Source organism: Agrococcus sp. Ld7, assembly GCF_045064095.1.
Lineage (GTDB): Bacteria > Actinomycetota > Actinomycetes > Actinomycetales > Microbacteriaceae > Agrococcus.
In genome coordinates this window covers 51,009-71,543 of record NZ_JBISGY010000030.1, presented here as the reverse complement: position 1 = coordinate 71,543, position 20,535 = coordinate 51,009, and the positions used below count along the sequence as shown (strand labels likewise).

Genomic DNA, 20,535 nt, shown 5'->3' with positions numbered 1-20,535 from the left:
TGGGTAGGTTTGTGGCGTGGCGACTACACCCGAGACTCAGCGCACGACCATCCTCTCCGGACGGATCCCGGTGCTCGACCTGTATCCGCAGCAGCCGGACGGCCGGTTCCCGGCGAAGGCGGTGGTGGGCGACGTCGTGCCGTTCTCGGCTGTGGCCTTCCGCGAGGGGCACGACCGCATCGGCGTGACGCTCGTGCTGCGCTCGCCCAGCGGCAGCGTGCAGCGCGTGCCGATGGAGCCGCTCGGCGACGGCTTCGACCGGCACCGCGCGCTCGCGCTCGTCGACGAGCAGGGCATGTGGAGCTGGCACGTCGAGGCATGGGCCGACGAGTGGGCCACCTGGCACCACAACGCCGAGATCAAGATCGCCGCCGACATCGACGCGGAGCTCATGGCGACGATGGGGACGCAGCTGCTCGAGCGGGCCGCCGTCGACGCGGACGGTGCCGACGCGACGCTGCTGGAGCAGGCGTCGCTCGCACTCGCCGAGGCGACGACACCGATCATGCAGCGCTGGGCGGCGGTCAACCGGCCCGACATCCTCGCCGCCGTCGACCGCCACCGCCCGCGCTCGCTCGTCACCGCATCCGAGACCCAGCAGCTGCGCGTGGAGCGCACCCGCGCCGGCGTCGGCGCCTGGTACGAGCTCTTCCCGCGCTCCGAGGGCGCGGTCCAGCGCGCCGACGGCAGCTGGCAGAGCGGCACCTTCGCGACCGCGGCGAAGCGGCTTCCCGCAGTGAAGGCCATGGGCTTCGACGTGCTCTACCTGCCGCCCGTGCACCCCATCGGCGAGGTCAACCGCAAGGGGCCCAACAACACGCTCACACCGCAGCCGGGCGACCCCGGCAGCCCATGGGCCATCGGGTCGAAGGACGGCGGCCACGACACCGTCCACCCCGACCTCGGCACGATCGACGACTTCCGTGCCTTCGTGCGCGCGGCGGCGGATGCGGGGCTCGAGGTGGCGATGGACCTCGCCCTGCAGGCCGCGCCGGATCATCCGTGGGTGACGGAGCACCCGGAATGGTTCACGACCCTGCCCGACGGCACCATCGCGTTCGCCGAGAACCCGCCGAAGAAGTACCAGGACATCTATCCGGTCAACTTCGACAACGACCCGGACGGCATCGTCGCCGAGGTGCTGCGCATCATCGACCAGTGGGTCGACTGCGGCGTGCGCATCTACCGCGTCGACAACCCGCACACGAAGCCGCTGTGGTTCTGGGAGCTCGTCATCCGCGAGGTGAACGCCAAGCACGGCGACATCGTCTTCCTCGCGGAGGCCTTCACCAAGCCCGCGATGATGCAGGCCCTCGGCAAGGTCGGGTTCCAGCAGTCCTACACCTACTTCACCTGGCGCAACACGAAGGCGGAGCTCGAGGAGTACCTGCAAGAGGTCACCGGCACGCAGGCCGCCTGGTTCAAGCCCGCGTTCTGGGTCAACACGCCAGACATCCTCACCGAGTACCTGCAGTTCGGCGGCGTGCCCGCGTTCAAGGTGCGCGCGGCGATCGCCGCCACGGCAGTGCCCACGTGGGGCATGTACGCCGGCTACGAGCTGATCGAGGACGTCGCGCGGCCGGGGGCCGAGGAGGCGATCGACAACGAGAAGTACGAGTACCGTCCGCGCGACTGGGATCGCGCCGCTCGCAACGGCACGACCATCGCGCCGTACATCACGCGCCTCAACGAGATCCGTGCGGCGCATCCCGCGATCCGCCAGCTCTGGTCGCTCGACGTGCACTGGTCGGACGACGACGCGGTGCTGGTCTACTCGAAGCACCTCGACGGCCGCTTCACCGACAGCGGCGAGCACGACACGATCCTCGTGGTCGCGAACGTCGATCCGCACTCGGCGCGGGAGACCACGGTGCACCTCGACCTGACGAAGCTGGGCCTGCGACCCGGGGAGACGTTCGAGGCCCACGACCTCATCAGCGGCGACACCTGGCACTGGAGCGACCACAACTTCGTGCGCCTCGATGCCTTCGTGGAGCCGGCACACGTCATCCGCGTGCGACGATCGGGGGCATGATGCTCGAGAAGGAGACCATCCAGCAGCTCGCAGCCGGTGCGCACCCCGCACCGCACGACTGGCTCGGCGCCCACGTCGAGGCGTCCGCGCCGGACGCGGTCGCGAGGTCGACCGCTGCCGGCGGCACCACGCCGTCCTACGTCGTGCGCGCCGTCCGACACCTCGCGCAGGCCGTCACCGTGCTCGTGGAGACCGCGACCGGGCAGGAGGAGGTGCCGATGGAGCACGTCGAGCACGGCCTCTGGGAGGCGCGCGTGCCCGGCGACATCCAGCCATACCGGATCCGCACGAGCTACGGCGAGGGCAGCGCCTGGGAGTCGGAGGACCCCTACCGCTTCACCCCCACGCTCGGCGAGCTCGACCTCCACCTCTGGCGCGAGGGTCGGCACGAGCAGGTGTGGCAGGTGCTCGGCTCGCGGATGCGCGTGCACGAGGGCGTCGCCGGCACGTCGTTCGCCGTCTGGGCCCCGAACGCCCGCGCCGTGCGGGTGATCGGCGACTTCAACGACTGGGTCGGCCGCTCGCATCCGATGCGCACGATGGGCGCGTCCGGCGTCTGGGAGCTGTTCGTGCCCGGCGACCTCGAGCACAGCGCCTACAAGTACGAGATCCTCACCGACACCGGTTGGGTGACCAGGGCCGATCCGATGGCGCGCTACACGGAGGTGCCGCCCGCGACCGCGTCGAAGGTGGGCTCGAGCCGCTACGTCTGGAGCGACGACGACTGGATGCGCTCGCGCGCCGCGCGCGACCCGCACAACTCCCCCATGTCGGTCTACGAGCTGCACTTCGGCTCGTGGCGACCGGGACTCGACTACCGCGAGATGGCGGATGCGCTCATCGAGCACCTGGAGGAGACGGGGTTCACGCACGTCGAGTTCATGCCGCTCGCCGAGCACCCGTTCGGCGGGTCGTGGGGCTATCAGGTCACCGGCTACTTCGCCCCCACCAGCCGCTTCGGCCACCCCGATGATCTGCGCTACCTCATCGACCGCCTGCATCGCGCGGGCTACGGCGTGCTGATGGACTGGGTGCCCGGCCACTTCCCGAAGGACGAGTGGGCACTGGCTCGCTTCGACGGTCAATCGCTCTACGAGCACCCGGACCCGCGTCGCGGCGACCAGCCCGACTGGGGTACGCACGTGTTCGACTTCGGGCGCCCGGAGGTGAAGAACTTCCTGGTCGCGAACGCGGTCTACTGGATGGAGGAGTTCCACCTGGATGGGCTCCGCGTCGACGCCGTCGCCTCCATGCTCTACCTCGACTACTCCCGCAAGGACGGCGAGTGGCTCCCGAACGTGCATGGCGGCCGCGAGAACCTGGAGGCGATCGCGCTCCTGCAGGAGGTCAACGCCACCGTCTACCGACGATGCCCCGGCACCATCATGATCGCCGAGGAGTCGACCTCGTGGCCCGGCGTGACGAAGCCGACCGATGCCTCCGGCCTCGGCTTCGGCCTGAAGTGGAACATGGGGTGGATGCACGACACGCTGCAGTACATGGCGGTCGACCCGATGTACCGCTCGCACCACCACGGCGACATCACGTTCTCGTTCCTCTACGCCTTCTCGGAGCAGTTCCTGCTGCCGATCAGCCACGACGAGGTCGTGCACGGCAAGGGCTCGCTGCTGGGCAAGATGCCGGGCGATCAGTGGCAGAAGCTCGCCTCCGTGCGCGCCTATCTGACGTTCATGTGGGCGCACCCGGGCAAGCAGCTGCTGTTCATGGGCCAGGAGTTCGGGCAGCCGAGCGAGTGGAGCGAAGCGCGCGGGCTGGACTGGTGGATCCTCGACCAGCCCGTGCACCGCGGGCTGATGTCGCTCGTGTCGCAGCTCAACCGGCTCTACCGCGACACCTCGGCGCTCTGGCTGCGCGACAACGAGCCCGGCGGGTTCGAGTGGATCGACGGAGGGAACTCCGCCGACAACCTGGTCGCCTTCCTGCGCTGGGGCGCAGACGGCGATCCGGTCGCGGCGATCGTCAACTTCTCGGGCCGACCGATCGAGGGGTACCGGCTGGGCTTGCCGTTTGCGGGCGAGTGGGAGGAGGCCGTGAACTCCGACGCCATGGAGTTCGGCGGCTCGGGCCAGGGCAATCTCGGCACGGTGCACGCGGTGGCGGAGCCGTGGGGCGGCCGACCCGCGTCGGCCACCGTCACGGTGCCGCCGCTGGCCGGACTCATCCTGAAGCCCCGCGCGACCCAGCCTCCAACCCCGTAGGTCGGAGAGCGTGCGGCCGCCGCCCCCGCCCGTAGGTCGAGGAGCGCGCGGCCGCAGGCCGCCCGCGTCACGAGCTTGGCGGGGCGCCCTGCGGGCGCCGCTTTGGATGGGCGAAAGTGGGGCTATGGCTGGGTCTGGTGGCGGGCCATGCTGGGTGTGCTGCGGTCGACGCCGGTCGGTCTTAGTGCTTGTGAGCCTGTTCACGAGCTTGGCGTGGAGGGCTTCCACGGGGACCGTGGATTGGTGCGTCGACTACTACGACCACCGCAACCCCGACCAGATCAAACGACGCGCGCTCCGCAGCCTGCGCGGCCTCGGCTACGACGTCGACCTCACACCAGCAGCCGCATAGCTCACGTCACTTTCCTAGGAGACCGGAACCACCCCCGCCCGTAGGTCGAGGAGCGCGCGGCCGCAGGCCGCCCGCGTCACGAGACCGGAACCACCCCCGCCCGTAGGTCGAGGAGCGCGCGGCCGCAGGCCGCCCGCGTCACGAGACCGGAACTGTCCCAGCGAGGTCTCGCGACGCCTGCGGCCCCACGGGCCGCAGGCTCCTCGACCTTGAGGCCTCCGCGCGCAACGCGGCTCCGCCGCATTGCGCGCTGCGGCCTCAACTCAGTACAGCAGCGTCGTCAGGCGCCTGCGCGCCGCATTCACGCGCGGGTCGTCGACCCCGACGATCTCGAACAGGTCGAGCAGCCGCAGGCGCAGCTGCTGCTTCTCATCGCCGAAGCGCGAACCCACGAGGTCGAGCAACCGTAGGAACGCGTCCTCGACGTGGCCGCCGGAGAGATCAAGATCGGCCACGAGCATCTGCGCCTCGGTGTCATCGGGCTCGGCCGCCGCTGCCGCACGGATCTCGTCAGCGCTCCTGCCCTGCAGACGCGCGAGCAGGCGCACCTGCGCGAGCCCGGCGACGGCGTCGCTGTCGCGCGGGTTCTGCGCGATCGCCTTCTCGAACGCAGCGATCGCGGTCTCGAAGTCGCCGGCGTCGATCGCGTCGTACGCCTCCTGATGGAGCGGCGGCACGGGCGGCGCCGCCGGCTCGGCCGCCTCGCCCTCCTCGCCGTCCGCCTCGGGCCCATCCCCCGTGGGCACTGCCCCCGTGACGCCCTGCTGCGCGGCGAACTCCAGCACCTGCGCGAGCACGTCCTGCAGCTGGTCCTCCGGCAGCGCGCCGGTGAACAGCGGGGCCGGACGCCCACCGATGACGGCGGCGACCGTCGGCACGGACTGCGCCTGGAAGGCCTGGGTGATCTGCGGATTGCGGTCACCCTCGACCTTCGCCAGCACCAGCTTGCCGCGCTGCGCGACCACGAGTCGCTCGAGCAGCGGCAGCAGTTGCTGACTGGGCTCGCTCCACTCGGCCACGATTGCGACGAGCACCGGCACGCGGCTCGAGAGCTCGACGAGGGTCGGCAGGTCAGCATCGGTGATCGTGATGACCACCCCGGGTGCTCCCTCGGCGGGCGCCGCGGACTGCGGCGCTGCTGCCTGCTCGTGCCGCGCGGCGAGCGCCGACAGGTCGACCGCCCCCGCGATCGATGCGGGCATGGACTCTGGCATCATTCCGGAACCTCCTTCGCGTCCAACAGCGATTGCGCGTAGCCGACGACCTGGATCTGCGCCCCCTCGGGCGCGTCTGCCGGCGGCACCGCGAACAGCACCTGGATCTGGTACGTCGTCTCGATGCCGCGGCTGGAGGATTCGACCCCCGCGAGGATGCCCGCACCGTCGGCCGTGCTGATCTCGACACCCTCCTCCGCCGGCGTGGTCCGCTGCGTCTCGTTGAACGACGTCGCGACGAGCGCGCCGCCGTCGTTCGTGACCAGCATGAGCGGCTCCTGGTCGTCATCGCTCCACGTCCAGCTCAGGTCCGAGAGCTCGTACTCGGGCAACTCGCGCTGCTCATCCTTCCAGGCGCGGCCGGTCTGCTCGCGCAGCGCATCGCCGTCCTCCTGGAACCACGACGCGAACTCCGACTCATCGCCCTTGATCAGCACATCCGCGTACGCCGGGGTGACCTGGGTCGGCCGGTGCAGCAGCAGCGGGGTGTCGCCCGGCAGGCTCGCAGCACCGATCGTGGGGCTCGCGACGGCGGGGAGCTGGACACCCGACGCGAGCGTCATCTGGTAGACGAGCCGGTAGTTGCTGCGCGCGTCGGCCTGCTCGAAGACGAGCGCCGACTGCGCCTGCTCGGCATCCTGCCATCCGACCACCGCCATGACGGTCCGCGGCCACGACTCGGTCTGCTGCGGGAGCAGCAGCTCGACGTCGCCGTCGGGGATCCCCCGGATCGCTGCGAGCTCCTCATCCTGGCTGCGCACCTCGTAGTTGACCGCGAGCGCTGCGAGCGTCGGATCGGCGACTCTGCGTCGCGCGACCTCGCTAGAGAGCTGCTCGTCGGCCTCGGCGACCACGGCCCGCGTGTCCTCGAGGATGCGAGTGAACTGATTCTCCGTGAGCGCGACCTGGGGCAGCGTCTCCTCGAGCGTCGACGGCGTCGGCTCCGCAGCGGTCTCGCTCGGCTCGGCGCTGGGCCAGTACTCCGGCGCGCAGCCCGAGAGCGCGATCGAGGCGAGCACCGGCAGCGCGAGCAGCCCGAACCGCCGCGGGCGCTGCGTCGCACGTCGCTCGTTCCGGCCATCGCCGCGCGGCTGGGACGGCTCGTCACCGGCGGCATTGTTCGCCGAGTCCGAGCCGCTGGAGGCATCGGGCCCGTCCGCGGTGGGCCTGGCCCCCGCACCCTGCTCATCGGACGCCCCGGTGTCTGGCACGCCGGTGTCTGGCACGCCGGTCTCGATCGCGTCCTGCTCAGCGCTCGCCTCGATGCCGCGCTCCGGCCTCGGCAGGCCCGCGCGAGCATCGCGCTGGAGCTGGCGCCGCTCCGCCCGCGAGAGCTCCCGATGCGACCGCCGCTGCGGACCGCGGCGGCGCCGGTGGCGGCGCAGTGCCAACAGGAACAGCAGCAGCGCCAGCGCGAGGAAGATCAGTCCCGCGGTCACGAGCGGCCCGAACAGCGGAGTCTTGGCATCGAACGGCCACTCCACGCGGATGTCCGCGGGGGCGGCAGCACCGGGCTCACCCTGGACCAGCATCGAGAACCCGTCCGGGAGGTCGATCGCGAACCGCAGGTCGCCGTCGCCCTCGTACTCCTCGATCCACAGGTCGCTGCCGGCGATGGGCGGCAGCGCCTCGCTCTGGCCGGACTCCTCGTCGAGCACGAGCTGCCCGCTGTCGTCGAGCTGCGCGAGCGCATGCGCACTCTCGCCGATCCATCCGAGCACATCGTGGTCACGGCCGACCACCGCGGTCACGGGGCCGTCACCGTTGATGGCGACGCTCTGGCGACCGTCGTGCTCGTTCATGGTCGCACCCGAGATCACGATGACCTGTGCGTCGGTCGTCTGCTCGAGCTGGGTGACGATCGACTCGGGGGGCGCCCAGATGGTGCGCTGCCCGATGCCGAGGCCGAGCAGGATGAGCGAGATCACGAGGCTCACCGCCGCGAGGATGTATCGCACGAGTCAGGGGTCCTTTCACGCTCTCCCGGGCGTGCACGGGCCGCAAGGAGTGGACCGCGCCCGACAGGCAAGCCTCCAGGGTACCGGAACCCTGCGGGCTGGCGCCATCGAGAGCCCCAGCGTGCCGCACGGGGAGCCTCGAGGCCGCACCCTAGGATTCTCATGTGAACATCAGGAACGGCTTTCTGCTCGGGCTCGTCGGTGGCCTCGGCGTGCTCCTCGCGCTCGCGATCGGCGCCGGTGTCCAGCAGATCAGCACCGTGCTGCTGTGGGCGTTCGCGGGCATCTTTCTCGCCCTGGGCGTCGAGCCGCTCATCCAGTTCCTGCTGCGGCGCGGCCTCCCCCGCTGGGCGGCTGTACTCGTGGTCTTCGTCCTCATCCTGGGCATCGCGGTCGGCGCGATCTGGCTGATCGTGCCGACGATCGTCGCGCAGTTCACGCAGCTGGTGGAGTCGATCGTCGCGGAGATCGAGGACGGCGCCTTCGAGAGCGTGCTGGACTGGGTGCGCACCACGTTCCCGCAGTTCGATCTCGATGGAACGCTCGAGCAGCTCAGCAGCGCCCTGACGGACTTCGACACCTGGTCGAGCCTGCCGCCGTGGGTCGCGAACATCGCCACCGGCATCGTCGGGGGTGTGGGTCAGGTGGCGTTCGCGCTCGGCGGGCTGCTCATCGTCGTCGTGCTGATGCTGTACTTCACGGGTTCGCTGCCGACGCTGAAGGCCGGCATGTACCGACTGGTGCCCGCCTCGTCGCGGCCGAAGTTCATCGAGATCGCCGAGCAGATCATGAAGTCGGTGGGACGATTCGTGCTCGGCCAGGGTGCGCTCGGCCTCCTGAACGGCGTGCTCTCGTTCATCATGCTGTCGATCGTCGGCTCGGATCTCGCCGTCGTCTACGCCTTCATCGCGCTCATCGCCTCAACCATCCCGCTCGTCGGCACCATCTCCGCATCCGTGCTCATCTCGCTGCTGGTGCTGCTGCTCGACGGCCCGCAGACAGCGCTGCCGGTCGCGATCTACTACGCCGTCTACATGCAGGTCGAGGCCTATGTGATCAGCCCGCAGATCATGAACCGGGCCGTCAAAGTGCCGGGCGTCGTGGTCGTGCTCTCCGCGCTCATCGGCGGAACCCTCCTGGGGATCCTGGGCGCGCTCGTGGCGATCCCGGTGGCTGCGGCGATCCAGCTCATCCTGAAGGAAGTCGTGATCCCGAGGCAGGACGCACGGTAGCGCTCGCTGCACAATCCGCGGCGCTCGAAGCGCCAGTGCAGGGCGCGACCGGCCGTCAGTGCGCTCGCCAGCAGCCCGTGTGCCAGTGCCGACGGTCCTCGATCGCGCGATCCGCGAAGATCGAGTCCGCACGCCAGATCACGAGGTGCGCGGTGCCCTGCGACACCGTCCCTCCGCAACCGGGGCACGAGTAGTCCTTGACGGCGCTCGTCGCGGCCATAGGCTGCACGTGCCACTCGCCGGAGCCGCGCCGCTCGACCCGCGCGACACCGTGCATCAGCCGATCGACATCGAGCGGCACATGGGGCTGCGCGCGACGCTTCGGCCGCCGCGCAGGCATCAGTACCAGCCGACCGACTCGGAGTGCGCCCAAGCGCCGCAGGGCGTGCCGTAGCGGCCGGAGATGTACCCGAGGCCCCAGCTGATCTGCGTCACGGGATTCGTCTGCCAGTCGCCGCCGGCCGTCGCCATCTTGGAGCCCGGCAGTGCCTGCGGGATGCCGTAGGCACCGCTGGAGCTGTTCTGCGCGTAGACGTTCCAGTTGGATTCGCGCTGCCACAGGTTGTAGAGGCAGGAGTACTGCTCATCACCCCAGCCTCGGGCGCTGACCATGTCGCGCGCGACAGCCTGGGCGCTGCCCGGGTTGGGGGCCGCTGCGCGCGGGATCTCGATCGAGGGTGCGCTGCTGGCAGCGCTCGCGTTGCTCTCCGTGCTCCCGGACGCATCGTCCGGGGTCGCGGCGACCACCGGCTCGGACGTGGGTGTCGGGGTGGGTGTCGGCGTGTGCACGATGACCTGGTCGCGGACCAGCGCAACCTGCCCGCCGGTGACCTCGTCGAGCGCCTGACCGGGCCGCTGCTCGCTCGGCAGCTGCACCGGGTCGGCCATCACCTGCGGGCTCGGGCTCGCAGCGAGGGTCACGAGCACGAAACCGGCGGCCGCGAGCAGCGAGAGCCCGGAGAGCACGCCGCGGGTGCGCGTCGAGCGCGCAGCAGCGGAGGCAGGTCGGGTGAACACGAGGAGCGAGGTTATCACGAAACGGTAACGAAGCCGAGGGTGCTCGGTCAGCGCACCGCCAGCATCAGGCTGACGATGGTGTCGAGCAGCGCGTCGACCTCATCCTCGTCGTACCCGCCGAACTGCGCGTCGAACTGCACGGTCCGCACTTCGCGCGCGGTCATGTCGGGGCCGTCCTGCAGGTAGTCCGCGACCCGGCCGGCGAAGCTGTCGACCTCGGTCATGCGGTATCCGCGCGAGATGCGGCTCACGCGCCGGAAGCGCTTGCCGTCCGGCAGCGTGAGCGTTGCGAGAGCGGCCTCGGCGCGGTCGCGGACCTTGGCGAACCAGGCGTCCTCGCCGTGCTCGACGATGCCGCGCTCGTGCTCTCGGCGCGCGAAGGCCTCTTCCAGCCGCTCCAGCGCCGCGTCCACGTGAGCGGGCGAGTAGCCGCCCTTCTGCATCGTGAAGCTCGTGCGTCGGATCGCGGATGAGTCGATCGCCGTCGCTGCGCGGGCATCCGTCGCGTAGGCGCGTCGAGCATCTTCGAGGAAGTCTTCGACCTGCTCGATGTTGTAGCCCGGCTGCGACCGTCTGGCTCTGGGGAACGTGCTCATCGTCTCCATCATGCCAGCGGCCGCACGCGGTTCATGCGTGCGTGATCTGGAACAGGGCCATCATGACGACCGCGCTGGGCAGCACGGAGTCCAATCGGTCCAGGAAGCCGCCGTGGCCGGGCAGGAACGATCCGATGTCCTTGATGCCGAGATCGCGCTTGATGATCGACTCGGCGAGGTCGCCGACGGTCGCCGCAGCCACGAGCAGGACCGCGAGGATGATCCCGAACCACCACTCCTGCCCGAGCATCCAGATCGACAGCGGCACGCCAGCCGCGATCGCGAACGCCGCGCCGCCGAGCAGACCCTCCCAGGTCTTGCCCGGGCTGATGCGGGGCGCCAGCTTGTGCTTGCCGAGCCAGATGCCGACGGCAAGGGCGCCGGTGTCGATCACGGTGGTCATCGCGATCATCGCGAGCGTCCACCACTCGCCGCCGTCCTGCGAGGTCAGCAGCACCGCGAACGCGCCCAGCACGGCGACGTAGGCGATGCAGAGCGCGCCCGCGGTGACGTCGGCGAAGACGGCGCCCGCGCCGGTGCGCGTTGCAGGATCCGACAGCTCGATCAGTCGCACGATCGCGACGATCGCGATCGCGGCCAGGGTCGACCACCACATGCCGGCCGCCCCCAGGTACCAGGTGACGGGCACGATGGCGCAGCCGAGCAGCACGAGCGGCACCCGAGGCACATCCCGCCCCGCGAATCGCAGCGCGCTCGCCAGCTCGAAGAGCGCGAAGCCGATCAGCACGGTCGCGAAGACCATGAACAGCGTCTTGACGAACAGCAGGCTCACCAGCAGGGTGCCGCCCAGCACGATCGCCATGCCCACCGCGGCGGCGAGGTTGCGCCCGGTGCGCTTGTTCACGCGCTCGCGGGTCGCCTCGATCTGCTCTCGGGCGGCGTGGATCTGCGCCTGGATCTGCGCCTGGATCTGCGCCTCGATCTCAGCGGCGCTCCGATGCTCGCGTCGCACGCGTCGCCCCCCGTGCCCTCGATCAGACCTCGAGGAGCTCGGCTTCCTTCTTCTTCAGCGCGTCGTCGATGCCGTCGATGGCCTGCTTGGTGGCCGCCTCGAGCTCCTTCTCGGCGCGCGAGATCTCGTCGTCGCCGACATCGCCCTTCAGCTTCTCAAGATCGGACATCGACTGGCGTCGGACGTTGCGCACCGCGACGCGCGCCTGCTCGGCCTTGTCCTTGACGACCTTCACGTAGTCCTTGCGACGATCCTCCGTGAGCTCGGGCATCACGATGCGCACGATGTTGCCGTCGTTCTGGGGCGAGACGCCCAGGTGCGGTGCCGCGACGATCGCGCGCTCGATCTCCTTGAGCGCACCCTTGTCGAACGGCGTGATGACGAGCGTGCGCGCGTCGGGCTGCTGGAACGACGCGAGCTGCATGAGCGGCGTCGGCGAGCCGTAGTAGTCGGCGTTCAGCCGCTGGAACAGCGCGGCGTTCGCGCGGCCCGCGCTCACCGTCGCGAAGTCGGACTTGGCGACCTCGATCGACTGGGTCATCTTCTCCTTGGCCGAAGCCAGCACATCGCTGATCACGAGGTTCCTTCCGTCGCTGTCGAGTGTATCTGCGGGTCTGAGGCTCAGGCGCGCACAAGCGTGCCGACCGGCTCGCCGAGGATCGCGCGGCGCAGCTGGCCGTCGCCGTCCATCGCGAACACGCGCATCGGCATCCGGTTGTCCATACAGAGGCTGAACGCGGTCGAGTCGACGACCTTCAGGCCGCGCACGAGCGCCTCCTGGTAGGTGATCTCCTCGTAGCGGGTTGCGCCAGGATCCTGCTTCGGGTCGGCCGAGTAGACGCCGTCCACGCCGTTCTTCGCCACGAGCACCTGCTCGGCACCGATCTCGAGCGCCCGCTGGGCGGCGACGGTGTCGGTCGAGAAGTACGGCAGGCCCGCGCCCGCGCCGAAGATCACGACGCGTCCCTTCGCGAGGTGGCGCTCGGCGCGGCGCGGGATGTACGGCTCGGCGACCTGCGTCATCTGGATCGCCGACTGCACGCGCGTCTCGGCTCCCGCCTGCTCGAGGAAGTCCTGCAGCGCGAGCGCGTTCATCACGGTGCCGAGCATGCCCATGTAGTCGGCGCGGCCTCGCTCCATCCCTCGCTGGCTGAGCTCTGCGCCGCGGAAGAAGTTGCCGCCGCCCACGACGATCGCGACCTCGACCGTCTCGGCCGCCTCGGCGATCTGGCGCGCGATGCCCTGCACGACATCCGGGTTGACCCCCAGGCTGCCCGCGCCGAACGATTCGCCGGAGAGCTTCAGGAGGACTCGACGGCGCGGCTGTGCTGGCATGGATGCTCCTCGTGCAGGTCTCGGCCCGAGCGCGGACCGTGCAGAAGTCTATCCCGATCGCGTCCACGGGACGACGCAAGGGCCGGGGTCTCCCCCGGCCCTTGCGTCGTGCACTCGGTGCTTATGCGCCGATCTTGAAGCGGGCGAAGCCCGTGATCTCGAGGCCCGCGGCCTCGAGCACCTTCGCGACCGACTGCTTGTTGTCGCGTGCGTAGTCCTGGTCGAGCAGCACCATCTGCTTGAAGAACCCGGTCAGGCGTCCCTCGATGATCTTCGGCAGGGCGCCCTCGGGCTTGCCCTCGCCGCGCGCGATCTCGGTGACGAGCTCGCGCTCCTTCTCGACCTCTGCAGCGGGCACCTCGTCGCGCGAGACGTAGCGCGGGTCGAACATGGCGATGTGCTGGGCGACCGCGCGGGCGGTCTCCGCGTCATCGCCCGTGTAGGCCACCACGACGCCGACCTGCGGGGGCAGGTCCTTGGAGGTGCGGTGCAGGTAGACGGCGTGCTCGGCGCCCTCGAGACGAGTCACCTTCGTGAGCTCGACCTTCTCCCCGATGGTCGCCGCCTGCTCCTCGATGATCGACTGCACGGTGCCGGACTCGGCCGGTGCCGCGAGGCCCGACTCCAGATCGGTGGCACCGGAAGCCGCCACTGCCGCGACCACGCGCTCCGACAGCGCGATGAACTTCTCGTTCTTCGCGACGAAGTCGGTCTCGCACGCGAGGGCGATCATCGTGACCGCGCCGTCGCTCTCAGCGGTGGCGATGAGGCCCTCGCTCGTCGAGCGGTCGGCGCGCTTCGCGTTGCCCTTCGCACCCTTGAGACGCAGGATCTCGGTCGCCTTCTCGACGTCGCCGTTGGCCTCCTCGAGGGCGGCCTTGGTGTCGCTCATGCCGGTGCCGAGCTGCTCGCGCAGCATCTTGAGGTCGGCGATGCTGATGTTGGCCATGCAGCTGCTCCTTAGTTCGAGGTGGACGCGGCGGCGTCCTCGGTGGTCTCTGCCGGGGTCTCGGCAGCAGCGGGCGCCTCCGCGGCCTCGTCCGTGGTCTCCTCGGCAGCGGGGGCGGCTGCCGCGTCAGCGGCCGGCGCCTCGGTGGCAGTCGTCTCAGCGGCGTCGGCGGCAGGCGCCTCGGTCGCGTCCGCGGCGGGCGCCTCTGCAGGAGCGTCGGCGGCGGGTGCTGCGGACTGCTCCTCGAGCAGCTCGCGCTCCCACTCGGCCATCGGCTCTGCGGCGGCGTCGCCGCCACCGTGGCGCTGCATGAGGCCCTCTGCTGCGGCGTCCGCCACGATCTTCGTCAGCAGCGCGACCGAGCGGATCGCGTCGTCGTTGCCCGGGATCGGGAACTGCACGTCGTCCGGGTCGCAGTTGGTGTCGAGGATCGCGATGATCGGGATGCCCAGCTTCTTGGCCTCGTCGACCGCCAGGTGCTCCTTGTTGGTGTCCACGATCCAGATCGCCGAGGGCGTGCGCTGGAGGTTGCGGATGCCGCCGAGCGACTTCTGCAGCTTGATGAGCTCGCGCTTCTTGAGCAGCAGCTCCTTCTTGGTGTAGATCGACGTGTCTTCGAAGTCGAGCTCCTCGAGCTCCTTCATGCGGCTGAGGCGCTTGGAGATCGTGTTGAAGTTCGTCAGCAGACCGCCGAGCCAGCGCTGGTTCACGAAGGGCTGGCCGACGCGCGTCGCCTGCTCGGCGATGGACTCCTGCGCCTGCTTCTTCGTGCCGACGAACAGCACGCTGCCGCCGTGGGCGACGGTCTCCTTGACGAAGTCGTACGCCTTGTCGATGTAGGCAAGCGACTGCTGCAGGTCGATGATGTAGATGCCGGAGCGCTCCGTGAAGATGAATCGCTTCATCTTGGGGTTCCAGCGTCGGGTCTGGTGCCCGAAGTGCACGCCGCTGTCGAGCAGCTGGCGAGTGGTGACGACGGCCATTGCCGCCTCCTTCTTCTGTTGCGGTTCTGTCGGCATGGCCGGTGGCCCTGCCCCTGGCGCCCTGACCCGCTCCCGCCACCTGCCGGAGCACGAGGGCTCAGACGGATGGACCGGTGGAAGAGGTGTCGCGACGGACGCGCGAAGTCATCGCAGAAACGATGCCCTCCCATGGTACATGCCCGGTGACCGCGCTCGCGTGCCGAGCTGTCCACCGCGGCGCGGCACCGCGCAGCGGGCAACGGCACCGGTCGTGCACGATGCCGGCATGCATCGGATCATGCTGCTGCTCGTCGCCGCGCTCGCCGCCTGGGCCTGGCCGGCGGTGCCGCACGACGTCGTGCGGGCCTTCGATCCGCCCGCGACACCGTACGGACCCGGCCATCGCGGCATCGACATCGCGGCGCCGGAGGGGTCGCCGGTGCTCGCCCCGCAGGATGGCGTCGTGCGGTTCGCGGGACCGGTCGCGGGGCGCCCCGTCGTGTCGATCGACCATGCGGGCTCTCTGGTGTCGAGCTTCGAGCCCGTGCAGCCCACCGTCACCACGGGAGAGGTCGTCACGCAGGGGCAGCAGATCGGCGTGCTGCTGGCCGACCACGTGCCGGGAGCATCACGGCTGCACCTCGGCGCTCGGCGGGACGGGGCCTACATCGATCCGCTCTCGCTGCTGGGCGTCGAGCGTCCGGTGCTGCTGCCGAGCGGGGAGCGGAAGGCGGCGAGCCGGCCGCGCCGCGCGCTCACGCCCGAGGGTGCGCCGTCCGATAGGCGCTCGCGAGGCGATCCAGCGAGACGTGGGTGTAGATCTGCGTCGTGCCGAGGCTCGCGTGCCCGAGCATCTCCTGCACCGCCCGCAGGTCGGCGCCGCCGTCGAGCAGGTGCGTGGCAGCGGTGTGGCGCAGCGCGTGCGGTCCGTGCGGCCCCGATCCCGGCAGCTCGGCCAGCAGGGCGGTGACGAGCTCATGCACCCGCCGTTGACCGAGCCGTCCGCCGCGCGCCCCGAGGAAGAGTGCCGGATGCGGCTTCGCGGGGTTGGCGAGCCCGACGCGCCCCAGGCGCATCCAATCGACGAGGGCGTCGAGTGCGGGGCGCCCGAACGGCACCACGCGCTCCTTCGTGCCCTTGCCGACGACGCGCACCGTCAGTCGCTCGAGGTCCACGTCGTCGACATCCAGCCCGACGAGCTCGCTCACGCGGAGCGCTGACGCGTAGAGCAGCTCGACCACCGCGAGATCTCGCAGCGCGGTGCTCTCCCCCTCGGCAGCCGCAGCTGCCAGCCGCGCGAGCACGTCGTCCATCGCCTGCCGGGAGAGCACGCGGGGCAGGTGCCGATCTCGCTTGGGGGTGCGCAGTCGACCCGCGACATCGGCGCCTCCCTGCGCGGCGATCCAGCGGCTGAGGCCACGCGCCGCGGCACTGCGGCGCGCGATGGTCGCCTTGCCCATCCCGGCCTCCGCGCTGGAGAAGAGCCAGTCGCGCAGCGTGTCGATGTCGATCGCCTCGGCGTCCTCGATGCTCGCGGCGTCGCAGTGCTCGGCGAGGCTGCGCAGATCGCCGCGGTAGGCGCGCACGGTGTTCGCGGCGTATCCGCGCTCGCGCTCGAGGTGGGCGAGGTAGCCGTCGATGGCCGCGTCGAGCAGCACGTCAGTCGGGCTTCCTGCTGAAGCGCTCCATGCGCTCGGCCGGGTCGAGCTGCAGCACCTGCTCGACCACGTGCGCGGGCAGCGTCTCGCGCGACTCGTGCTGCAGCGCCGGCACGACCGTGTGGGACATCGAGTCGGGGTAGAGCTCGACCAGGTTGAACGACTGCGTGGCATCGATGCCGTGCATGGCCGGCGGCGGACCGCCCAGGTCGTCCGCATAGCTGGTCGCTCCGGCGAGCACCACGGGGATCCCGCGGAACGTGCCGGAGCCGTTGACGTGCAGGTGGCCGGAGAGGATCGCGCGCACCCGACCGTCTCCGAGCACCTCGGCCAGCGGCTCCTCGTCGCGGAACTCCAACAGCCGCATGAGCCTGCTGCGATACGCCAGCGGCGGATGGTGCATCACGAGGACGGTCCCGAGGGCGGGCGGATCCGCGAGCGCCGCGCGCAGCCAGTCGGCCTGCCCAGCATCGAAGCCGCCGTGGTGCCAGCCCGGCAGGCTGGAATCGAGCGAGACGATGCGCAGATCGCCGACCTCGATGGTGGCGTCGATCGGATCGGCGGGCGCGCCCGCGAGCCCGAGCGAGGTGCGCATCGACTGCCGCTCGTCGTGGTTGCCCGCGGCCCACACGATCGGCGCACCGAGCTCGGCGGCGACCGGCTCGATGATCTCGCGCGCGAGCGCATACGCCTCCGGCTCGCCCCGATCGGCGACATCCCCGGAGACGACAACGACGTCGGCGTCCGCAGCCGCCACGCGCAGGCGCTGCGCCGTGGCACGCAGGTGCGCGGCGGTGTCGACGAGATCGGCCAGCAGCGCACCCCCGGCCAGCAGGTGGGTGTCGCTCAGATGCGCGATCACCGCCGCGGGTGCTGGATGGATGCCGAAGCTCACGCGCCCAGGCTAGCGGCGGTGCCGCCCCGGGGTGCGCGGCTCCAGCCACTCGCCCGCTCGACGACGCGGCCGCCGAGCTCGAGCAGGGCGAGCACGGCGCGCACGTCGCGCGGTGCCATCCCGGTGCGGGATGCCAGGTCGTCGACGGTGCGCGCGGCTCTCGTGCTGAGCGCGTCGAGCACACGCACCTCATCGTGCGTCTCCCCGCCGAGCGGCGGGCTCTCCCGCGCGGGCCCGTCGATCAGCTCGACCACGTGCTCGGCGCGCTCGATGACTGCTGCGCCGTAATCCCGCAGCAGCCGATGGCACCCCGTGCTCGAACCGGAGGTCACCGGACCCGGGACGGCGCCGAGCGGACGGCCGAGTGCAGCCGCGTGCCCAGCGGTGTTGATCGAGCCCGAGCGCTGACCGGCCTCGACCACGACCGTCGCGCTCGCGAGCGCCGCAATCAGGCGGTTGCGCGCCAGGAACCGCCAGCGCGTCGGCGGCACGCCGCTGGGCGCCTCCGCGATCACGCAACCGGTGCCGGCCACGCGCTGCAGCAGCTCGTCGTGGCCAGCAGGATAGAAGCGGTCGAGCCCGCCCGCGAGCACCGCGACCGTCGTGCCGCCGCTCGCGATCGTCGCTCGGTGCGCCGTGCCGTCGATGCCGTAGGCACCGCCGGAGACGACCGCGAAGCCGCGACCGACGATGCCGCCGGCGAGCTGACTCGTGACCAGCTCCCCGTAGCCCGAGGACGCTCGGGAGCCGACGAGTGCCGCAGAACGCCCGCAGGTGTCGAGCGCAGCAGGGTCGCCGCGGACCCAGAGCGCCGACGGCGCATGCGGTCCGAGGTCATCGAGCGCACCCGGCCACTCGGCATCGTGCCGGGTGAGGAGGCTCTGCCGGTGGGTCGCACCCTGCGAGAACGCGGCCAGGATCCGTTCGGCGTCCAGCCGCGGCCGCCAGCGCGCCAGGGCGTCCGGCACCAGGCGAGCGACCTCGGGATCATCGAGCGCGCGCGCCCATGCTGCCGGTTCGGCGCCATCGACGAGCAGTGTCAGCGCGCGGACGTCGCCGAGCCGTTCGCGCACGAGCCCCGCGGCCGCATCACCGGGTTCCGGCAGCACGGTCCATGCGCCCGCCGCGAAGCGCGCGAGCACTGCTTCGTCGTCGGGAGGGCTGCTCGCGGTCGGCAGCGTGCTGACCACCGCTTCCCGGACGCGAGCTCGATCCAAGCGGAACGGCGTCTGCGAGTGCGTCATGCGGGGATCCCCTTCCTGAGCGCGAGCGCGCGCCCGACGTGCGTGCGGGTCGGCGCCGCGAGGCGGTCGAGGTCGGCCATGGTCCAGGCGACTCGCACCGCTCGATCGACGCCGCGCATCGTGAGCACGCCGCTCTCGAGCGCACGCTCGAGCGGCGCGAGCAGGTGGCCCTCGAGCGGTACGTGCCGGCGCAGCCACGGGCCGGGGACATGCCCCATCGCCGTCCACCCGGTGTCTCGCAGTCGTCGCGCAGCCCGCTCGCGCGCCTCGCGGACGCGCGCTGCCGCATCGGCGGTCGAGCGCCGCTGACCGGTGGTCTCCGTCGGTTCGAGGCCGGTCGCGGCGCGATCGACGCGGACCTGCAGGTCGACCCGGTCGAGCAGCGGGCCCGACAGTCGAGCGAAGTATCGCCGTCGCTGCTGCGGCGCGCACGTGCACTCCCCCGTGCCGAACTGACCGCACGGGCAGGGATTCGCGGCGAGCAGCAGCTGGAAGCGCGCCGGGAAGGTCGCGCTGCCTGCCGCGCGATCCACGGTGATCGTGCCCGACTCGAGCGGTTGGCGCAGCATGTCGAGCACCGCGCGCGGGAACTCCGGTGCCTCGTCGAGGAACAGCACCCCGTGCGAGGCCCGGGCGGCGGCGCCCGGCCGGATCACACCGGAGCCACCGCCGATGAGCGCCACCCCTGTCGCGGTGTGGTGCGGGTGCTCGAAGGGCGGCAGCACGTCGAGCGTCGCCGGGACGGCCTCCCCGCAGAGCGATCGCAGCGACGCCACCTCGAGCGCCTGCTGCTGGGTGAGCGGCGGCAGGATGCCGGGCAGGCGCATCGCGAGCATGGTCTTGCCCGCGCCCGACGGACCGATCATCATCAGGTGGTGCGCCCCCGCGGCGGCGACCTCCAGCGCCTCCACCGCATCGCGATTGCCGACGACATCCGCCAGATCGACCGCATCGTGCGCCCGTCGCGGGACAGCCTCTCGCGGCACGACATCGACCGGCGCTGGATCGAGCTCGGCGCCCAGCAGCGCCGCAGCGTGCGCGAGGCTCGGCGCGCCCTGCACGCGCAGGGCCGTGACCAGCGATGCCTCCTCGACGGAGGCGGTGGGCACGACCAGCCGCGTCATGCCGGCCTCGGCGGCGGCGCGCGCGAGCGGCAGGATGCCCGCGACCGGCCGGAGCCTGCCATCGAGCCCCAGCTCGCCCAGCAGCGCTGTCGATCCATCATCCGCGGGGACGACCCCGCTGGAGCGCAGCACGGCGATCGCCATCGCAAGGTCGAAGTGCGTGCCTGCCTTCGGGAGCGAGGCGGGCGTGAGGTTGATGACGACGCGCCCCGTCGGTGCCGTGAGGCCCATGCGGCTGATCGCGCTCCACGTGCGGTGGCGCGCCTGCTGCACGGCCGGTCCGGGCAGACCGACGATCACGACAGCCGGCAGCCCGGATGCGGCGTGCACCTCGATCTGCACCCCGATGCCCGTGAGTCCTCGCAGCGCCACGCAATCCGCGCGTCCGAAGCCGCTCACGAGATGCCCCGCAGGTGCTCGATGCGCCAGCTGCCGGATCGCGGTGCGATGACCGCGACCGCGTCCATCCGCACGGGTCCGCGCAGCTCATGCGCCTGCAGCCAGAGCCCGGCGAGTGCCCGCAGCCGGCGCACCTTCGCGGGCGTGATGGCTTCGAAGGGGTGCCCGAACGCGATGTCGCGCCTGGTCTTCACCTCGACGAAGACGACCGTGCTGCCGTCGATCGCGACGATGTCGAGCTCGCCGTGCGCGCAGCGCCAGCGTCGATCGACGATGCGCATGCCGGCTCGCTGCAGGTGCAGGCTCGCCGCCGCCTCGCCATCAAGCCCCAGCTGATCCTTCGCTCGCATGAGCGCAGGAAACCGGAGGTGAG

Annotated in this window: 18 protein-coding genes and 1 pseudogene; 4 read left to right on the top strand and 15 right to left on the bottom strand. The window is 71.0% G+C overall.

Going from position 1 to position 20,535, the window contains the following annotated elements:
- Window positions 1-16: 16 nt before the first annotated feature.
- Both ACJJVL_RS08770 and glgB read left to right on the top strand, forming a co-directional pair.
- Window positions 17-2,035, top strand: a complete 2,019-nt coding sequence (locus ACJJVL_RS08770) for an alpha-1,4-glucan--maltose-1-phosphate maltosyltransferase (RefSeq protein WP_405218214.1) — start codon at window positions 17-19, stop codon at window positions 2,033-2,035.
- The gene (glgB, locus tag ACJJVL_RS08765; RefSeq protein ID WP_405218212.1) at window positions 2,032-4,254 is read left to right on the top strand and encodes a 1,4-alpha-glucan branching protein GlgB; all 2,223 of its coding nucleotides are present in this window, start codon (window positions 2,032-2,034) and stop codon (window positions 4,252-4,254) included. Before ACJJVL_RS08770 ends, glgB begins: the two co-directional genes overlap by 4 nt.
- 615 nt (window positions 4,255-4,869) lie before the next feature.
- Here the strand turns inward: glgB and ACJJVL_RS08760 are convergent.
- Together ACJJVL_RS08760 and ACJJVL_RS08755 are read right to left on the bottom strand one after the other, a co-directional pair.
- Complete coding sequence (locus ACJJVL_RS08760) at window positions 4,870-5,808, bottom strand: tetratricopeptide repeat protein (protein WP_405218211.1); 939 nt, start codon at window positions 5,806-5,808, stop codon at window positions 4,870-4,872.
- 11 nt (window positions 5,809-5,819) lie between these two features.
- Window positions 5,820-7,757 carry a hypothetical protein gene (locus tag ACJJVL_RS08755; RefSeq protein WP_405218210.1) on the bottom strand — a complete coding sequence of 646 codons (1,938 nt, stop codon included), beginning with the start codon at window positions 7,755-7,757 and terminating at the stop codon, window positions 5,820-5,822.
- A 185-nt stretch (window positions 7,758-7,942) separates the two neighbouring features.
- Here ACJJVL_RS08755 and ACJJVL_RS08750 point away from each other — a divergent pair, with 185 nt between their 5' ends.
- Window positions 7,943-9,010, top strand: coding sequence for an AI-2E family transporter (locus ACJJVL_RS08750; protein ID WP_405218209.1), 1,068 nt, complete (start codon window positions 7,943-7,945; stop codon window positions 9,008-9,010).
- Between the two features lie 55 nt (window positions 9,011-9,065).
- Here the strand turns inward: ACJJVL_RS08750 and ACJJVL_RS08745 are convergent, their stop codons facing one another.
- The 8 genes from ACJJVL_RS08745 to rpsB all read right to left on the bottom strand — a co-directional run bounded on the left by ACJJVL_RS08745 (window position 9,066) and on the right by rpsB (window position 14,863).
- Window positions 9,066-9,350 (bottom strand): hypothetical protein, encoded by a 285-nt coding sequence (locus tag ACJJVL_RS08745; protein WP_405218208.1) that lies wholly within the window; start codon window positions 9,348-9,350, stop codon window positions 9,066-9,068.
- Window positions 9,350-10,045: a lytic transglycosylase domain-containing protein gene (locus tag ACJJVL_RS08740; protein ID WP_405218207.1), complete on the bottom strand. Its 696-nt coding sequence runs from the start codon at window positions 10,043-10,045 to the stop codon at window positions 9,350-9,352. Before ACJJVL_RS08740 ends, ACJJVL_RS08745 begins: the two co-directional genes overlap by 1 nt.
- A 29-nt stretch (window positions 10,046-10,074) precedes the next feature.
- The gene (locus ACJJVL_RS08735; protein ID WP_405218206.1) at window positions 10,075-10,623 is read right to left on the bottom strand and encodes a DivIVA domain-containing protein; all 549 of its coding nucleotides are present in this window, start codon (window positions 10,621-10,623) and stop codon (window positions 10,075-10,077) included.
- A 31-nt stretch (window positions 10,624-10,654) separates the two neighbouring features.
- Window positions 10,655-11,596, bottom strand: a complete 942-nt coding sequence (locus ACJJVL_RS08730; protein WP_405218205.1) for a phosphatidate cytidylyltransferase — start codon at window positions 11,594-11,596, stop codon at window positions 10,655-10,657.
- Between the two features lie 22 nt (window positions 11,597-11,618).
- Window positions 11,619-12,173, bottom strand: a complete 555-nt coding sequence (frr, locus tag ACJJVL_RS08725) for a ribosome recycling factor (RefSeq protein ID WP_405218204.1) — start codon at window positions 12,171-12,173, stop codon at window positions 11,619-11,621.
- 44 nt (window positions 12,174-12,217) lie between these two features.
- Window positions 12,218-12,931 carry a UMP kinase gene (gene pyrH / locus ACJJVL_RS08720; RefSeq protein WP_405218203.1) on the bottom strand — a complete coding sequence of 238 codons (714 nt, stop codon included), beginning with the start codon at window positions 12,929-12,931 and terminating at the stop codon, window positions 12,218-12,220.
- Window positions 12,932-13,052: 121 nt separating this feature from the next.
- Window positions 13,053-13,880, bottom strand: a complete 828-nt coding sequence (gene tsf, locus ACJJVL_RS08715; protein WP_405218201.1) for a translation elongation factor Ts — start codon at window positions 13,878-13,880, stop codon at window positions 13,053-13,055.
- Window positions 13,881-13,891: 11 nt separating this feature from the next.
- On the bottom strand, window positions 13,892-14,863 hold the full coding sequence (rpsB, locus tag ACJJVL_RS08710) for a 30S ribosomal protein S2 (RefSeq protein ID WP_405218200.1): 972 nt from the start codon (window positions 14,861-14,863) through the stop codon (window positions 13,892-13,894).
- Here rpsB and ACJJVL_RS08705 point away from each other — a divergent pair.
- Window positions 14,751-15,506, top strand: a pseudogene (locus ACJJVL_RS08705) (murein hydrolase activator EnvC family protein); the annotation flags it as partial. The gene rpsB and the pseudogene ACJJVL_RS08705 overlap by 113 nt on opposite strands.
- Before the next feature lie 91 nt (window positions 15,507-15,597).
- Here the strand turns inward: ACJJVL_RS08705 and ACJJVL_RS08700 are convergent.
- Genes ACJJVL_RS08700 through ACJJVL_RS08680 form a run of 5 tightly spaced genes read right to left on the bottom strand, consistent with a single transcriptional unit; the run spans window position 15,598 to window position 20,512 of the window.
- Window positions 15,598-16,500 (bottom strand): tyrosine recombinase XerC, encoded by a 903-nt coding sequence (locus tag ACJJVL_RS08700; RefSeq protein WP_405218198.1) that lies wholly within the window; start codon window positions 16,498-16,500, stop codon window positions 15,598-15,600.
- A 1-nt stretch (window position 16,501) separates the two neighbouring features.
- Window positions 16,502-17,395 (bottom strand): metallophosphoesterase, encoded by an 894-nt coding sequence (locus ACJJVL_RS08695; RefSeq protein ID WP_405218196.1) that lies wholly within the window; start codon window positions 17,393-17,395, stop codon window positions 16,502-16,504.
- On the bottom strand, window positions 17,392-18,639 hold the full coding sequence (gene dprA, locus ACJJVL_RS08690; protein ID WP_405218194.1) for a DNA-processing protein DprA: 1,248 nt from the start codon (window positions 18,637-18,639) through the stop codon (window positions 17,392-17,394). The genes ACJJVL_RS08695 and dprA overlap by 4 nt, the downstream gene beginning before the upstream one ends.
- The gene (locus ACJJVL_RS08685; RefSeq protein WP_405218193.1) at window positions 18,636-20,135 is read right to left on the bottom strand and encodes a YifB family Mg chelatase-like AAA ATPase; all 1,500 of its coding nucleotides are present in this window, start codon (window positions 20,133-20,135) and stop codon (window positions 18,636-18,638) included. The genes dprA and ACJJVL_RS08685 overlap by 4 nt, the downstream gene beginning before the upstream one ends.
- 23 nt (window positions 20,136-20,158) lie before the next feature.
- Window positions 20,159-20,512, bottom strand: a complete 354-nt coding sequence (locus tag ACJJVL_RS08680) for a YraN family protein (RefSeq protein WP_405218191.1) — start codon at window positions 20,510-20,512, stop codon at window positions 20,159-20,161.
- Window positions 20,513-20,535 lie beyond the last annotated feature (23 nt).

What these genes read in the sequence shown, in the direction of transcription:
- dprA (WP_405218194.1), bottom strand. Translation starts at nt 18,639, where the DNA reads ATGACGCACTCGCAGACGCCGTTCCGCTTGGATCGAGCTCGCGTCCGG.
- ACJJVL_RS08760 (WP_405218211.1), bottom strand. Translation starts at nt 5,808, where the DNA reads ATGCCCGCATCGATCGCGGGGGCGGTCGACCTGTCGGCGCTCGCCGCG.
- ACJJVL_RS08745 (WP_405218208.1), bottom strand. Translation starts at nt 9,350, where the DNA reads ATGCCTGCGCGGCGGCCGAAGCGTCGCGCGCAGCCCCATGTGCCGCTC.
- ACJJVL_RS08735 (WP_405218206.1), bottom strand. Translation starts at nt 10,623, where the DNA reads ATGAGCACGTTCCCCAGAGCCAGACGGTCGCAGCCGGGCTACAACATC.
- rpsB (WP_405218200.1), bottom strand. Translation starts at nt 14,863, where the DNA reads ATGGCCGTCGTCACCACTCGCCAGCTGCTCGACAGCGGCGTGCACTTC.
- glgB (WP_405218212.1), top strand. Translation starts at nt 2,032, where the DNA reads ATGATGCTCGAGAAGGAGACCATCCAGCAGCTCGCAGCCGGTGCGCAC.
- tsf (WP_405218201.1), bottom strand. Translation starts at nt 13,880, where the DNA reads ATGGCCAACATCAGCATCGCCGACCTCAAGATGCTGCGCGAGCAGCTC.
- ACJJVL_RS08680 (WP_405218191.1), bottom strand. Translation starts at nt 20,512, where the DNA reads ATGCGAGCGAAGGATCAGCTGGGGCTTGATGGCGAGGCGGCGGCGAGC.
- pyrH (WP_405218203.1), bottom strand. Translation starts at nt 12,931, where the DNA reads ATGCCAGCACAGCCGCGCCGTCGAGTCCTCCTGAAGCTCTCCGGCGAA.